The organism is Aliterella sp. E5.1 (assembly GCF_057473825.1).
In genome coordinates this window covers 54,543-69,255 of record NZ_JBYCCV010000002.1, presented here as the reverse complement: position 1 = coordinate 69,255, position 14,713 = coordinate 54,543, and the positions used below count along the sequence as shown (strand labels likewise).

At 43.1% G+C, this 14,713-nt stretch carries 10 protein-coding genes; 7 read left to right on the top strand and 3 right to left on the bottom strand.

Annotated elements, in window-relative coordinates; genetic code table 11:
* Positions 1-2: 2 nt before the first annotated feature.
* Both cpcG2 and cpcG4 read left to right on the top strand, forming a co-directional pair.
* Complete coding sequence (gene cpcG2 / locus AC2VE5_RS01200; RefSeq protein WP_486885961.1) at positions 3-743, top strand: phycobilisome rod-core linker protein CpcG2; 741 nt, start codon at positions 3-5, stop codon at positions 741-743.
* Positions 744-788: 45 nt separating this feature from the next.
* Complete coding sequence (gene cpcG4 / locus AC2VE5_RS01195) at positions 789-1,550, top strand: phycobilisome rod-core linker protein CpcG4 (protein ID WP_486885960.1); 762 nt, start codon at positions 789-791, stop codon at positions 1,548-1,550.
* Positions 1,551-1,800: 250 nt separating this feature from the next.
* Here the strand turns inward: cpcG4 and AC2VE5_RS01190 are convergent, their stop codons facing one another.
* Positions 1,801-2,625 (bottom strand): acyl-CoA desaturase, encoded by an 825-nt coding sequence (locus tag AC2VE5_RS01190; RefSeq protein WP_486885959.1) that lies wholly within the window; start codon positions 2,623-2,625, stop codon positions 1,801-1,803.
* A gap of 84 nt (positions 2,626-2,709) precedes the next feature.
* On the opposite strand from AC2VE5_RS01190, the gene AC2VE5_RS01185 reads away from it, so the two are divergent.
* The 5 genes from AC2VE5_RS01185 (at position 2,710) to AC2VE5_RS01165 (ending at position 11,487) form a co-directional block, all read left to right on the top strand.
* On the top strand, positions 2,710-3,939 hold the full coding sequence (locus AC2VE5_RS01185; protein WP_486886062.1) for a methionine gamma-lyase family protein: 1,230 nt from the start codon (positions 2,710-2,712) through the stop codon (positions 3,937-3,939).
* Positions 3,940-4,456: 517 nt separating this feature from the next.
* Entirely contained in the window at positions 4,457-4,723 is a 267-nt protein-coding gene (locus AC2VE5_RS01180; protein ID WP_486885958.1) for a hypothetical protein, read from the top strand.
* A gap of 197 nt (positions 4,724-4,920) precedes the next feature.
* Positions 4,921-6,957 (top strand): two-partner secretion domain-containing protein, encoded by a 2,037-nt coding sequence (locus AC2VE5_RS01175; protein ID WP_486885957.1) that lies wholly within the window; start codon positions 4,921-4,923, stop codon positions 6,955-6,957.
* On the top strand, positions 6,947-8,824 hold the full coding sequence (locus tag AC2VE5_RS01170; RefSeq protein ID WP_486885956.1) for a ShlB/FhaC/HecB family hemolysin secretion/activation protein: 1,878 nt from the start codon (positions 6,947-6,949) through the stop codon (positions 8,822-8,824). Before AC2VE5_RS01175 ends, AC2VE5_RS01170 begins: the two co-directional genes overlap by 11 nt.
* Positions 8,776-11,487 carry a CHAT domain-containing protein gene (locus AC2VE5_RS01165; protein ID WP_486885955.1) on the top strand — a complete coding sequence of 904 codons (2,712 nt, stop codon included), beginning with the start codon at positions 8,776-8,778 and terminating at the stop codon, positions 11,485-11,487. The genes AC2VE5_RS01170 and AC2VE5_RS01165 overlap by 49 nt, the downstream gene beginning before the upstream one ends.
* Positions 11,488-11,514: 27 nt before the next feature.
* On the opposite strand, the gene AC2VE5_RS01160 is transcribed toward AC2VE5_RS01165, so the two are convergent.
* Both AC2VE5_RS01160 and AC2VE5_RS01155 read right to left on the bottom strand, forming a co-directional pair.
* The gene (locus AC2VE5_RS01160; RefSeq protein ID WP_486885954.1) at positions 11,515-12,432 is read right to left on the bottom strand and encodes a DUF928 domain-containing protein; all 918 of its coding nucleotides are present in this window, start codon (positions 12,430-12,432) and stop codon (positions 11,515-11,517) included.
* Positions 12,433-12,480: 48 nt separating this feature from the next.
* Positions 12,481-14,688 (bottom strand): CHASE2 domain-containing protein, encoded by a 2,208-nt coding sequence (locus AC2VE5_RS01155; protein WP_486885953.1) that lies wholly within the window; start codon positions 14,686-14,688, stop codon positions 12,481-12,483.
* Positions 14,689-14,713 lie beyond the last annotated feature (25 nt).

The following is a 14,713-nucleotide window of genomic DNA, read 5'->3' as shown; positions in this document are numbered from 1 at the left end:
CCATGTCAATTCCCTTACTTGACTACAAACCTTCTTCCCAAAATCAGCGCGTCGCTGGCTACGAAGTACCTAGCGAAGATACGCCCTGGATTTACCGGATTGAAGACTGCTCAAATCCCAACGATGTACTGGATCTAATCAACGCTGCTTACCGCCAAGTTCTCAGCGAACACCAAATTTTGCAATTTAACCGCCAAGTTCAGCTAGAATCGCAACTAAAAAACCGCTCCATTAGCGTCCGCGATTTTATCCGAGGACTGGCAAAGTCTGAAGCATTCCGCAACTTGGTAGTAGAGACTAATTCCAACTATCGCTTAGTTGAACTATGTCTCAAACGCCTACTAGGTAGAGCGCCTTACAATCAAGCTGAAGAAATTGCTTGGTCAATTAAAGTAGCAACTTTGGGCTGGGGTAGTTTTGTAGATGCTTTAATCGACAGCGAAGAATATCGTAGTAGCTTTGGCGACAATACCGTACCCTACCAACGCCGTCGCTACAAAGATAGACCCACTAATCTAGTTACCCCTCGCTATGGCAATTACTGGCGCGACAAACTAGAAACTGAGCGTTACAAGTGGGGCGATATCAATAACTTTATGGATATGGCGCAAAGCATCAATATCCGCGTTGTTGTTCCCCAGCCAGTTCAAACCGCCAACATTCAAATTCCTGACATGACGCGGGATAATAAAGAAGCAGCCGCTTCGATTAATCCTTCGGCTAGTTTTCCTGTCAGATTATAAAAATCGTGACTACATTATTCACCTTATTTAATGGAGAAAAGCAGTATGGAACTGCCGTTGCTTGAATACAAGCCAACAACTCAAAATCATCGCGTCTCCAGCTTCGGCAAGGCAGACCTCAATGAAGAAACACCATACATCTATCGGATTGAAAATGCAGATTCCTTAACTGCAATTCAAGAGATAATTTGGGCAAGCTATCGTCAAGTATTTAGCGAACATGAAACTCTCCGCGCCAACCGTCAAATTCAACTAGAATCCCAAGTAAAAAATCGCAGTATTACTGTCCGCGACTTTATCCGGGGACTTGCAAAATCTGCTCGGTTTTATGAACTAGTTGTGTCTGTTAACAATAACTATCGTTTGGTTGATGTTTGTCTTAAGCGCTTCCTCGGTCGCGCATCTTACAACAAAGCCGAAGAAATTGCTTGGTCAATTAAAATCGGTACTTTGGGTTTCTACGGCTTTGTCGATGCGTTGCTAGATTCTCAAGAGTACACCGATGCCTTTGGCGATAATGTTGTACCTTACCAGCGCAAGCGGATGGAAGGTCGTCCCTTTAATCTCGTAACTCCTCGTTACGGTGAAGATTTCCGCGAACAAGTAGGCACAGTCAAAACCGATTGGCGCTTTACCTTAGAGGAATACTACAGCCGCAAGAGCAAGGAGCGCCGTCTTCCCGAAGGAGATCCCGGTAAGTACCGCGAAATGGCAGCCGCCGTTAATACAAAAAACAACTACGCGCAAAAAGTTTCGGCTTTTGACCTAGATTACTTAAGCCTAGTGCCAGTACGCGGCAGACGCTAGAAAGCTAAGGTAAACTAAAACTTCCTCTATTACTGGGTTTAGTTTCTGTTTGAATTTGGTAAGTAGCCAATATTGGTTTTTTATCAAGTTTAAGCAAAGGCTAAACCCAGTTGTATTTTGTACCAATAAAAAAGCCGCTCCAGTTGAAGCGACTTTTTACTATGCTATTGACCTGGTATAAGCTGCGGACTAAAAAAGGTAAACAAATTGTTTTAAGTTTGATACCCAGCTAGTGCCAAGCTAGAATTTACTAATCTTTTACAGGTATTGCTGCTAGTTTGACGTTTGTTGCTAAACCCACCGTTTGCAGCAATCGAATAGTCAGCCAAGTCAGGTCAAATTCCCACCACTGCAAGCCATGACGAGCAGAATACTGAAAAGCATGGTGATTATTGTGCCAACCTTCACCAAAAACAAGTAAAGCTACCCACCAACAATTTGTAGAGTTATCGCCAGATTCGTGGCTGCGATAGCCAAATTTGTGAGTTGCACTATTTACAAGCCAAGTGCAGTGGTAAACCACCACGACACGAACAAAAATTCCCCAAATCACAAAGGACCAACCGCCTAGAAGTAAAAGTAATACTCCTAAAGCAACTTGAATGCCGATCATGTTTTTTTGGTAAAACTGATAAACAGGATCGTCAGAAATATCTTTGATGTAGCGGGAAATTTCATCTTGGGCGGGTGCGTGATGTATCATCCAACCCAAGTGACTCCACCAGAACCCTTTATTAGAATCGTGCGGATCTAAGTCTTGGTCGGAATGCAAGTGATGGATGCGGTGCATTCCAATCCATTCAAAAGGACCTCCTTGGCAAGCCAGGGTTCCACAAAGAGCTAGAAAATACTCTAACCACTTGGGAGTTTGGAAACTGCGGTGAGTAACAAGGCGGTGAAACCCTAAAGTAATACCCAAGCCTCCAGTTACCCAATATAGAAACACGCCTACACCAACTGCTCTCCAGTTAAAATTGCTGGGCAGCAGGGCAAATAATGCTCCAATATGTAGAGCCGCGAAAAAACTGATATTTACCCAATTAAGCGTGGGTTTGGTTGAGGTGGCAATCGTCATGCAGTACCCTTAATACGAATGGTCTTACCGATCTTAAGTGAATCTATAGATAGTTCACTAATCTCGATGGCGAAAAAAGTCATGATTAACAGCATTGAGGTGCTAAGTTCCGCAGAACAGGCACTATTTCCTATTTTTTCTAAAATTGACTCCCAGGTCAAGCAAAACCTCCAAAAAGTCTTGGCATCTTTCCGTCACCACCGGGTAGGCGTTCATCATTTTGCCGGAGTAAGCGGTTATGGACATGACGACCTAGGTAGAGAGACTTTAGACAAGGTATTTGCAGAAGCTATGGGAGCAGAGGCAGCAGCCGTGAGAGTGCAGTTTGTTTCTGGCACTCATGCGATCGCCTGTGCTTTGTTTGGCGTTCTCCGCCCTGGGGATGAGATGTTAGCAGTAGCAGGTACTCCTTACGACACATTAGAGGAAGTAATTGGTATCCGAGGTAACGGACAAGGTTCACTATTAGAGTTTGACATTAGTTACCGTCAATTGGATCTAACTCTAGAAGGAACGATCGATTGGCAAGCTTTGGGGCAAGCTGTGGGCGATCGCACCCGTTTAGTATTAATTCAGCGATCGTGCGGTTATTCTTGGCGTTCGAGCTTATCTATTACCGATATTGAAAAAATTGTCGCGATCGTCAAACAACAAAATCCTAATACTATTTGCTTTGTGGATAACTGCTATGGAGAATTTATTGAGAACAAAGAACCTACGGCGGTAGGAGCCGATTTGATGGCAGGATCGCTAATTAAAAACCCTGGTGGCACAATTGTTACTGCTGGCGGCTACGTTGCTGGTCGCGCGGACTTAGTAGAGGCGGCGGCTTGTCGCTTGACTGCACCAGGGATTGGTAGTTATGGCGGGGCAACCTTTGACCAAAGTCGGCTGCTATTTCAAGGGCTTTTTCTCGCGCCGCAAATGGTGGGGGAAGCAATGAAAGGCAATCACTTGACAGCTTATGTCTTTGACCAGCTTGGTTATCCAGTCAATCCTTTGCCAATGGCTCCTAGGCGCGATGTGATTCAAGCTATTAAGCTTGGTTCGCCGCAAAAGCTGATTGCCTTCTGCAAGGCGATTCAACAGCATTCGCCGATTGGTTCCTACCTAGACCCTGTTCCTGGGGAAATGCCGGGGTATGAGAGCTTGTTAGTAATGGCTGGTGGCACTTTTATTGATGGCAGTACCTCTGAATTTTCCGCCGATGGTCCTTTGAGGGAACCTTATATAGTGTTTTGCCAAGGAGGGACTCATTGGACTCATGTTGCGATCGCCCTTGAAGCTGCAATTGAAGCTGTAGAAGTAGCCTAAACACCTAATAAAACTTGGTCGGAACTTAGAACTAATTCGGCAAAGGTTTGAGAAATAATCTGCTCATTACCTCTAAATATTGCTGCTTCGTAAAACCCTTCTATTAAAGTAAGTATCGTGACTCCAAGTGGATAGGTAGAACTATCTGCAATAAAGTCTACAACCCAGTATCTAGGAATTTATACGATATTGTATTCAGCACGTTTGTAGCAGCGATCGCCGTTATCTAAGTTACAGTATTCCTCGAATGTTAAGCGCTCTGTTGGTGCTTGGATCATGGGCGCGATCGCTTCCTTGGATTGCGTACAAGTATTTATCTGTTATTGTGGCTTGTAGCAGATACTTAATAAATGACGAAAGCCAAGTCTTGAGCGTGTATTAGGACTTTTTGTTGTGGCGATCGCCCCCAGGTTTAAATTGGACAAAAATTGTTTCATAGTTTTCCGAAATTGAGATAAGTTTAATTGAATCTAGCTTTAGTGCTAGTTGTACTAATTAATTTTAGTAGGAAAAAATCATGATTGACAATACACGAACACGATTAAGTGACGAAGTTGTTGAGCCTTCACTACTTGACATAATCAGCGATCGCGAACTAAAAGAAATAATTCAAAAGTGTTCTTCGTCAGGGAAAGTTGAGATTGAAATCAAAGTCTCTCAAAATGGACAGCAATTGCTCATAGCAGAAAAAATCAAATTTGACCAATGCCCTTGCAATCCACCTCAGCATCGCAGCGCCTGTTTTCACAGCGTAGATGCTGCTGGTAATGCTATATGTAGCTGATACAAAAGAGATAAACCAGTTATGAGTTAGGTGAAAGGCAACTTAAAAATATTCCTTGCCATCTTAGACAAGTCAGAGCAATGCTTATGTGGATTTAGATAAATTATGTTGTTTAAACAATCTACAAAAGTTTAACTAATAATTTTATAAAGCAATGTAAGTAACAAAACACGAACGATATTTAGGCGAGTTATTCAATGACTCAAAAACAAAATCACTTTTGCTGGGGGTTAGGGCTATCCGTCTCTTTATTAGTTGGCAGCGTATCTGCTCCTATAAAGTGTGTGCTAGCCCAGCCTATTCCTGATGAAACTTTGGGTACTGAAAGCTCAATAGTCAATAATGTTGATGGCGTAGATACTACTCAAATTGACGGTGGAGCAACTAGAGGAAGTAACTTATTTCACAGTTTCAAGCAATTTAATATTGGTGAAGAACAAAAAGTATTTTTTAATAGTCCGCCTGGAATAAGCAATATATTAACTAGAGTCACTGGAGGTAGCCCCTCTGAGATTCTTGGCAGTCTCGGTGTAATAGGCAATGCTAATTTGTTTTTGATTAATCCGAATGGAATTATCTTTGGAGCCAATGCTAGGTTAGATTTAAAAGGTTCATTTGTAGCTAGTACCGCCACTAGCGTCATCTTTTCTGATGGAATTGAGTATGGTGCTATAAATCCTCAAACTTCTTCCCTACTAACAATAAATACCGCTACAGGATTGCAATACGGAAGAACTGATACAAGTATTCGCGTACAAGAAGCTATTTTGGAAGTGGAGCCTGGTCACACGTTAGCGCTAGTCGGTGGAGAAGTAACTGTAGAAGGCGGACTTTTAGTAGCACCAGATGGAAGAATTGAGGTAGGTAGTGTCGCAAGTAACAGTTTAGTTAGCCTCAACCCAATAACAAAAGGTTGGTCTTTGGGTTACGAAAAAGTTTCTAATTTTCAGAACATTCATATAACGAAGGGTAGTTCTAACAATTTCGCATCTACCCTGGATGCTAGTGGTGATAGCGGAGGTGATATTAGTTTGCAAGGAAAGCAAATACTGCTAGCGGATACATCACAAATAACATCTTCAACAGATGGTGCAGGAATAGGAGGAAATTTAGTAGTTAATGCGTCTGAGCTTTTCTTAATCAAAGGTTTTGATAGCCTACTATCAACTGCAACTACAGCGACTGGAAGCGGAGGCAACATAACAGTAAATACTGGCAAGTTGGTACTTGAAGATGGAGCAGCCATATTAACGGATTCTTCTGCCTTAGTGGAATCTTCTGGAAATATTAGGTTTGCAACAGGGAACGGAGGAAATTTAACAGTAAACGCTTCTACATCTGTAGAGCTAAAAAATGGTAGCTCTTTATCAAGTGATACTCAAGCTTCTGGAAATGCCGGAAACATCAAAATTAATACTGCAAGTTTAGTTGTTGATGGATCTGAAGTAACAGTAAGTAGTAATGAAGGAACCGGAGAGACAGGCAATCTAGAAGTTACGGCTCGTAATATCAGTTTGAATAATGGCGGAAAACTCGCAGCTACAAGTAATGTAGGTCAAGGTGGTGGTAATATAATCCTCCAGGATTTGAACTCTTTGCTACTGCGTGACAACAGCGTAATATCTACCAATGCTGGAGGAGAGGGAAACGGTGGCAATATCACGATCGCTACAGACTTATTAACGGCTCTGGGAAATAGTAAGATTACAGCCAATGCAACAGGTATTGGTAACGGTGGCAACATTCGCATTAAAACCCAAGGATTCTTTGTTTCCCCTAATAGTGAAATTTCTGCCACCTCCGAAAGGGGTGTAAATGGTGTAGTGGAAATCGATAGGCTAGAGAACGATCCGGAAAACGCATTGCTAACTCTACCAGCAGAACCAGTAAATATCTCTGGATTGATTGCTCAAGGCTGTTCGTCGGGGGCAGGTAGCATAGCAAGAAGAAGTAGTGAATTTGTCATAACTGGGCGCGGTGGGTTGCCGCCGACTCCCAAAGAAGCTTTTAGAGGTGACTTTGCTTTAGCAGATTTGGGCAGTCCAATTCAAACGGAATCAACTCAAGCCAAATTAGTTGCACCTACTAATCAAAAACCTCCAGAATCAACTCCTTTAGTAGAAGCTCAAGGATGGGTAATAGGTTCCAAGGGCGAAGTTATACTTACTGCCTCTGCGCCTAACGTTACCCCCTCTATTCCTTGGATGAAATCTAATAGCTGTCATGGGTCATAAACTTGCCTCTAGCTTTATTAGTTGCCCGATCTTGTCTCCAATTGGGTTAGTTTTATTAGCCAGCGCGATTGCGCAGAGCGCAGCGCCAAGGGCGATCGCAACACCCTTAAAAGCGCAGAATATTGAGCTAGTATCTAATCTTGAGCGCAGCTATTGCCTCTCTACTGCGTGTCCAGGCTCTAAGCAAGAACAAAGTTTGGGAAACCTTGCCCAACTGCCGCCTACGCCTCCTCCCCAAGACGTTCTACCTCCTGCCCAGCCAACCCCCGTACCAATCCCTATTCCTGCACCGCTACCACCACCAGAAGATCTACTCCAGCCTCCTTCCTCCACACCTACAACCCCAGGAGCAATCCCTGGTGAAGTGCCAGCAACTATTACAGTTGAAAGATTTGAGGTAGAAGGAAGCACCGTATTTAGCCCCCAAGAATTTGCTCAAGTTCTTGCTCCTTATACCAAAAGACCAATTTCTTTTGCCGAACTTTTCCAAGCCCGTTCTGCGGTTACTCAGTTGTATATAGAGCGCGGTTATATCACTTCTGGCGCTTTGATTCCACCACAAACCCTTGGAGGTGGCGTAGTGAAAATTCAAGTAATTGAAGGTAGTTTAGAAGCTATTAATATTACTGGAACTAAAAAGCTATATCCAAGTTATATCCGCGATCGCATTGCTAGCCGCACAAGCAAACCGCTCAACCAACAGCAACTCCTCGCCGCTTTGCAACTACTGCAACTCAATCCCTTAATTCAAAGCCTTTCGGCGGAACTAGCGACGGGTTCTCGTCCTGGCACAAATATATTGGAAGTCAATATAACTGAAGCCCAGACAGCCCACGTTCAAATACTTACAGATAATGGGCGATCGCCTAGTGTAGGTAGCTTCCGCCGCCAAGTGCAAGCAAATGAAGCCAATTTACTTGGACTAGGAGACAGTCTAAGCGTAGCTTATAGCAATACTGATGGTAGTAATAGTTTAGACACCAACTACACATTACCGCTCAATCCCCGCGATGGTACTATCAGGTTTAGCTACGGAACCTCAGCCAGCGATGTGATTGAGCGTCCTTTCAATAAACTCGATATCAATGCTAGTTCTCGCTACTACGAACTAACTTTGCGTCAACCAGTTATTCAAACCCCCAATCAAGAATTTGCCCTTGGTTTAACAGCAGCACGTAGAGAAAGTGAGGCTTTATTTTCTTATGAAGGGCAAATAACCGCCTTTCCCTCCCTTGGTGCAGATGAGCGAGGACGTACCCGCGTCTCGGCTTTACAATTTTTTCAAGAGTGGACTACGCGTAATAGCAACCAAGTTATTGCTGCCCGCTCTCAGTTTAGTTTAGGGATTGGCGCTCTCAATTCGACCATCAATGAAACTGCACCAGATAGCCGCTTTTTCTCCTGGCGGGGACAAGCACAATGGGTGCGACTTTTGGCTGCTGATACTTTGCTGTTAGTCCGCGCTGACGTGCAATTGGCAGATACAGCGCTCGTACCATTGGAGCAGTTTGGACTTGGCGGTATTAACAGTGTTAGGGGCTATCGTCAGGATGCTTTAGTGACTGATAATGGCGCTTTTGCTTCGGCGGAATTGCGTCTGCCAATTTATCGTGTACCTCAACAAAGATTAGTCTTGCAGGTAGCACCATTTGTCGATCTTGGTACTACTTGGAATAACTCCAGTAGAGTTGACAATACTTCCGAATCTAATACTTTGGCATCTCTAGGTCTTGGCTTACGCTGTCAATGGGGTGATTATCTTACTGCTCGATTAGATTGGGGTATTCCTTTGGTTGATATTCCTTCAGGAGATAGAACATGGCAAGAAAATGGCTTATATTTTTCCGTAATTTACAACCCATTTTGATGAATTCTTCATCCAAGAAGGATTTAGCCAGAAAATGGAAACCTTTGGCTATCCGTAACTTGGTGCTAAAAGCAAGTCTAGCGGTGGGAATGGTATGTTCAACTCCAGAACAATTACTAGCTGGTACGGTGCCGCCTATCGCTTCTATATCGGTATCCCAAATTCTTCAAGCTACGGATAACGCGCAGCTAGTCCAAAAAGGCAGAGAGTTATATGAAACTGGACAATTTTCTGAAGCAGTAAAAGCTTGGGAACAAAGCTTGGAAGCATACCTTGGGCAGAATGATGTTGCCAATCAAGCAATGGTATTAAGCAATCTTTCCTTGGCTTATCAGCAACTTGGACAGTGGGAAAAAGCAACAAAGGCGATCGCATCAAGCCTAAAATTATTGCAAAACGCCAGCAACAAAAATCTACCAATCTTAGCCCAGGCACTCAATACTCAAGGTAGCCTCCAGCTAGCGTTAGGGCAATCTCAGCAAGCTTTAAATACTTGGACTCAAGCAACGGTTGCTTATACTCAAGCCAAAGATGAAGTAGGAATTGCCCGAAGTTTAATTAATCAAGCTCAAGCTATGCAAGCCTTAGGGCTTTACCGCAGCGCGTTGGCAAGCTTAAACGCTGTCAATCAAAAGCTGCAAAAACAACCAGACTCCCCAGTCAAAATAGCTGGATTGCGCAATCTGGGAAATGCTCTACGGGTAGTCGGCGATTTGGAACAGTCGCAGCAGATATTACAGCAAAGTTTAGCTTTAGCCCAAAAACTAAACTCAGCTTCAGACATTGGCGCAGCTTTATTTAGCCTTGGTAACACGGCTAGAGCGCAGCAAAACAATAAAGCTGCATTGGATTATTATGGGCAAGCAACAACAGCATCCTCTGGAATTACTAAAACCCAAGCACAGCTAAATCAGCTTAGTCTTTTGGTAGAAACCAATCAATCGAGCGCGGCGTTTGCCTTATTGCCGCAAATTCAAACAGAAATTGCTAGCTTACCTCCAAGTAGTAAAGCAATATATGCTCAAATTGATTTTGCCCAAAGTTTACAAGATTTGAGCAAGCAAAAAGGACAAGGACTTAATATAGTTACTACCTCTCTACCAGAAATTGCTCAATTATTGGCTAAAGCCATAAACCAAGCTCAAAGCTTAGAAGATAATCGGGCGGAAGCTTATGCGCTGAGTCATTTGGGTGGATTGTACGAACAGACAAAGCAATGGGAAAATGCTCAAAAATTAACAGAAAAATCCTTATTAATCGCTCAAGCAATTAATGCTCCAGACATCGCCTATCGATCTTCGTGGCAACTAGGACGGATATTTAAAGCCCAAGGTAATACAAAAAGCGCGATCGCATCTTACACAGAATCAGTTAGCTTGCTTAAATCTTTACGCAACGATTTAGTTGCGATCAATCCAGATGTTCAGTTTTCTTTTCGCGAAGAAGTAGAACCCATTTATCGCGGATTAGTCGATTTGCTATTGAGTAAAGATGAGCCAAAAGTTAGTCAAGAAAATTTGATTCAAGCGCGGGCAGTAATTGAATCTCTGCAACTTGCCCAGTTAGATAACTTTTTTCGAGAAGCTTGCATCGAAGCAAATTCTTCCGTATTAATTGATCGCCTCGCCGATACAGAAGATGGCAGCGCGGCGATTATTTATCCAATTATTTTAAGCGATCGCACAGAAGTCATCCTCAAACTACCCAATTCCCCCCTGACTCATTACACAATTGCCCAATCTCAGCCCCAAATAGAAAAAACTTTAGAAACACTCCGCACCAAGCTCACAGAACCGGATACCATCAAAGAAGTTAAAGCTTTATCCGAGCAAGTATATAGCTGGTTAATTCAACCTGCCGAAACCCAAATAGCTAGTAGTGGAGCCAAAACTTTAGTATTTGTGCTAGATGGGGCATTACAAAATATTCCAATGGCAGCCTTGTATGATGGCAAACAGTATTTAATTGAAAAGTACGCTGTAGCCCTAAGTCCCGGCTTGCAACTCTTAGCCTCTCAACCTTTGCCCCAAAATGGACTCAAGGCATTAACGGCGGGGCTTAGCGTTGCACCAGCAAATTCTCCTTATCCCCCGCTACCCGCCGTCAAATCAGAATTTAATTTAATCGAGCAAGCTGGAGTTGCAACCAAGCAACTCCTAGATGAAGATTTTACTAGCAAGTCTTTAGCTAAAGCAATGGATTCCTCAAGCTTGAATATAGTGCATCTTGCAACTCACGGACAGTTTAGTTCTGACGCAAAAAATACATTTATCCTCGCCTCGGATGGCAAGATTAATGTTAAACAATTAGATGCTTTACTCCGCAATGCCAACGGTGGGCATCGCAATCAAAATTCACCCAATCCGATTTCTTTATTAGTGTTAAGTGCCTGTGAAACCGCCGTCGGTGACAAGCGAGCGGCTTTGGGGCTTGCTGGGGTAGCAATCCGGGCGGGAGCGCGCAGTACTTTAGCTTCTTTATGGCAAATAGACGATGAAGCTACTGCTTTATTTATCGGAGAATTTTACCGAGAGTTAGCCACAGGGAGTATTACTAAAGCCGAAGCTCTCCGCCGCGCCCAAGTAAGTTTTTTAAACAAATATCCCAATTACAGCCGCCCTAGTTACTGGGGAGCCTATGTTTTGATTGGTGACTGGCTCTAAAAAGATAAAATTGTCAAATACTTGTTTCTAAGGTTTGTACTCGCTGAGTAACGATTTTTCGTCTTTGCTATCTAGACCCTTGATTGACTCTGAGGCTAAAGTCGATAAATCGATTGTCTCCAATAGAGACTGCCAATCTGCCTTAGCAGTTTTATCTTCTAAGTTTTGTAACCGCATCTGCGCCATAATCGCGGCTGTATCGTACCAAATACCATTTTCGGCATACAACTCAACTTGCTGCCGTAGAGAAGTTGCTGTAGCTATTTGATTGGCGATAGTGGGGTTGAGACTTACTCGCTGTACCCAGCCTTCGACAAAAACTGGGCTAGACATATTTTGACTGCAACGGACTTTGAAATACCAGTGATACATTTTATCGACCGCTAACGGCGCAGATTCTGGTGGTAACTGCAACCTCACAATTCCCGGTTCTTTGGGCAGCATCACCGGAGCGCGATATACGTCGTTATCTTCAGAGTCTTGCAGGACAAACTCACCAATAGCAGAAACTTGAGTATAGGGAACGTAAAATAAAAACGTTGGACGTTCCTTAACTGTCAATCCCCAAACATTGGTGGCAACGATCGCACTTTGCCCGTTTTTAGTAAATTTTTTAACACTAGGGACTACAGCCGTTAACGGTATACTTACATTGTTTAAACAGAGCCCGCGTCCCGCCGCGCCTCTTTGTCGTCCGCTAGGCGCTCCACTACTTGGTAATTTGGGTTGAATAAAGCCTACTCTCCCCGATCGCTTTTGGGTTCTAGGAGCCGTCGCACTTGGTAGTTGCTTTGGCGATCGCCCTAGGGAGTTACTGAAAGTTTTGCTTACAGATTCGATACTTTGAGCATTGGCTTGAGTGATATAGCTTGTACTAATAAGCACCAGTGCAGCCATACCAAGTATACGCTTGGCAAATGCACGGACTTGATTTATGTTTTCCATAGCTAATTTCATCCAAGTAACGGTTTCTTATCCAAAACAGCAGCGAGCCTATTTAAATCTATATTTTTTGTAAATTACTATACTTGTACTTGTCGTTACTAATGCTATTGCTGACGGTATTAATGGAGTCAACCTACCTCGCAGTAAAAGCCCAAAGCATAAACTATACAGAACTAGAAAAGCAATAAATATCGTCAACCCTAAATATAATATTTGTTTGGAGTACCAAGCAAGCAACCCTCCAGTTATTGACCACCCTACGATCCAGAGAACTTCTGTCCATAAGTTCCACACCGATAATAGAGGTCTTCGATCCAAAACTGCACTCAAAATATGACTGACCATTTGTGCCTGCAAGAACACGCCTGGTAGCTGTTTTTCAAAGCGCTGCTGACTACTACTATAAGGCGTAAACCAGTAATCGTTGACACTGGTTGGCGCAGTGACACCAATCAGAACAATCCGATCTTGCAATTGGTTCTTTATAGCTGGGCTAAGGCGATTGTTTAAAAGATCGTGAAGACTAATTTGGAAAGCAATATCTGTAACTGCACGGTAAGGACGGTAGTTGAGCAGCACTTGATAGCCCCTTAAGTCAGCATTTTTATAAGCACCGCTATTGTTAGCAGTTAGACGTTTGAAGACAACATTTTTAAACTGCAAATCACCTTGAGAGGTAACTTTTGGCTCAATACCTTCCGTTGCCAAGTAATAAAGCGCTAACTGAAGACTAAAAGCATATTCGCTAGTACAAGGAGAATCACGAGGCGGAGTTAGATGTAAAAGCTGACGGCGAACGGTACTATCATCGTCAGGCATAATGTCACTAAAACCAATAAATTCTGGTGGTATTTCTGGCGGTGGGGCAATACCAGGATTATTTGTATCAGGATCGCTAATTTTGCACAAGCCAATAAAATACTCGCTATTTTGCAGATATTTAGTTAAGTTGGGATACGCTGCGCCCACAGGAATATCTCGATAAATATCTAAACCGATCGCTCTTGGTCGATACTGTTCTAGTTGAGTTAATAATTGCTCTAAAGTGCGATCGCTTAAACTTCCTTGTCTTTGCGACTGCGCTTGAATATCAGATTCAGTAATTGTGACGACAAGCAAGCGCGGGTCAGCACCTTCAATTGGTCGCCAATGTTGCAAACTATCAAAAGCTGCCAATTCCCAGGATTTTATTACTCCTAACTGACGCACGCCAATAACTAAGCTAGTAACAACTATGCTAGTTAAAAATACCCGCAGACCAGTATGCCAAGCTTGGCTTATGAAGCCTTGGCGACTTATTTGAGTGCGAGTTGTTTGATTAACAGTGGTTGCAATTTGCTTTGCAGTTAGAGGTAGTCTAGTTTCGTCGCGATCGCGACCTTTAATCAAGCACTCTAAAATACTTTGGGCGTTTTGCGGTCGATTTTGGGGGAGGGGGGCAATTAATTCGTTAATTAAGTATGCTAACCAATCAGAAATTTGCGGCGCTCGGTTGCGCCATTCTAACTGATTGGTTTGCGGATTTTTGGGCAATTCTGCCGGATAAATGCCTGTGAGTAAATGAACAAACGTGCGCCCCAAAGCAAAAAAATCCGATTCTTTAACTGCTTGTCCTTCAATTTGCTCTATGGGCGTATATCCTGGAGAATAAATTTGCGTAATATCCCCCTGCGCTAATTTATTGACGTAAGTGTGGGTAATTTCCCTAACTGTACCAAAGTCAATTAATACCAGTTGCCCGCTAGGACGCAGCATGATATTGGATGGCTTGATGTCACGATGCAAAAGTTTTGCTTGATGCACCTCACTCAAAATACCGATTAGTTGTTTTAGCCAATCAATCGCTCGTGGTTCAGAAATTGGTTGATTTTCTTCTATCCATTGCTTGAGATTTTGCCCCTCAATTTTCTCCATTACTAAGCAATGCAGCTTTTTGGTTTCATAGCTGGGCAAGAATGTAAAGTATTCATATACTCTAGGAACACCCGAATTTTGCAGCTTTTGCAATACCTGCGCTTCTTGTTGCAATAGCTCAATTAATTTAGCGCGATCGCTATTTAGCACCTTAAGAACTTTTGCTGTGCCGCGATCGTTTACTTCAAATATTTCTGTAGTATGCAGCCCCGATAAATCTCTTAATGGTTTAACTAACTGGTATCGACTGTTAATCAACAAGCGAGAGTTACAAAACTGACATCTTTGGAGGTTGTCAGGATTTTGGCGGTTTTGACACCTGGGGTTGATGCAGTAGATCATTAAGCAACTCCAAGCTTTGCTTTGC

Coding starts and splice junctions, on each gene's coding strand:
- AC2VE5_RS01180 (WP_486885958.1), top strand. CDS start 4,457: ATGATTGACAATACACGAACACGATTAAGTGACGAAGTTGTTGAGCCT.
- AC2VE5_RS01155 (WP_486885953.1), bottom strand. CDS start 14,688: ATGATCTACTGCATCAACCCCAGGTGTCAAAACCGCCAAAATCCTGAC.
- AC2VE5_RS01190 (WP_486885959.1), bottom strand. CDS start 2,625: ATGACGATTGCCACCTCAACCAAACCCACGCTTAATTGGGTAAATATC.
- AC2VE5_RS01160 (WP_486885954.1), bottom strand. CDS start 12,432: ATGGAAAACATAAATCAAGTCCGTGCATTTGCCAAGCGTATACTTGGT.
- AC2VE5_RS01165 (WP_486885955.1), top strand. CDS start 8,776: ATGGCAAGAAAATGGCTTATATTTTTCCGTAATTTACAACCCATTTTG.
- cpcG2 (WP_486885961.1), top strand. CDS start 3: ATGTCAATTCCCTTACTTGACTACAAACCTTCTTCCCAAAATCAGCGC.
- AC2VE5_RS01175 (WP_486885957.1), top strand. CDS start 4,921: ATGACTCAAAAACAAAATCACTTTTGCTGGGGGTTAGGGCTATCCGTC.
- AC2VE5_RS01170 (WP_486885956.1), top strand. CDS start 6,947: ATGGGTCATAAACTTGCCTCTAGCTTTATTAGTTGCCCGATCTTGTCT.
- cpcG4 (WP_486885960.1), top strand. CDS start 789: ATGGAACTGCCGTTGCTTGAATACAAGCCAACAACTCAAAATCATCGC.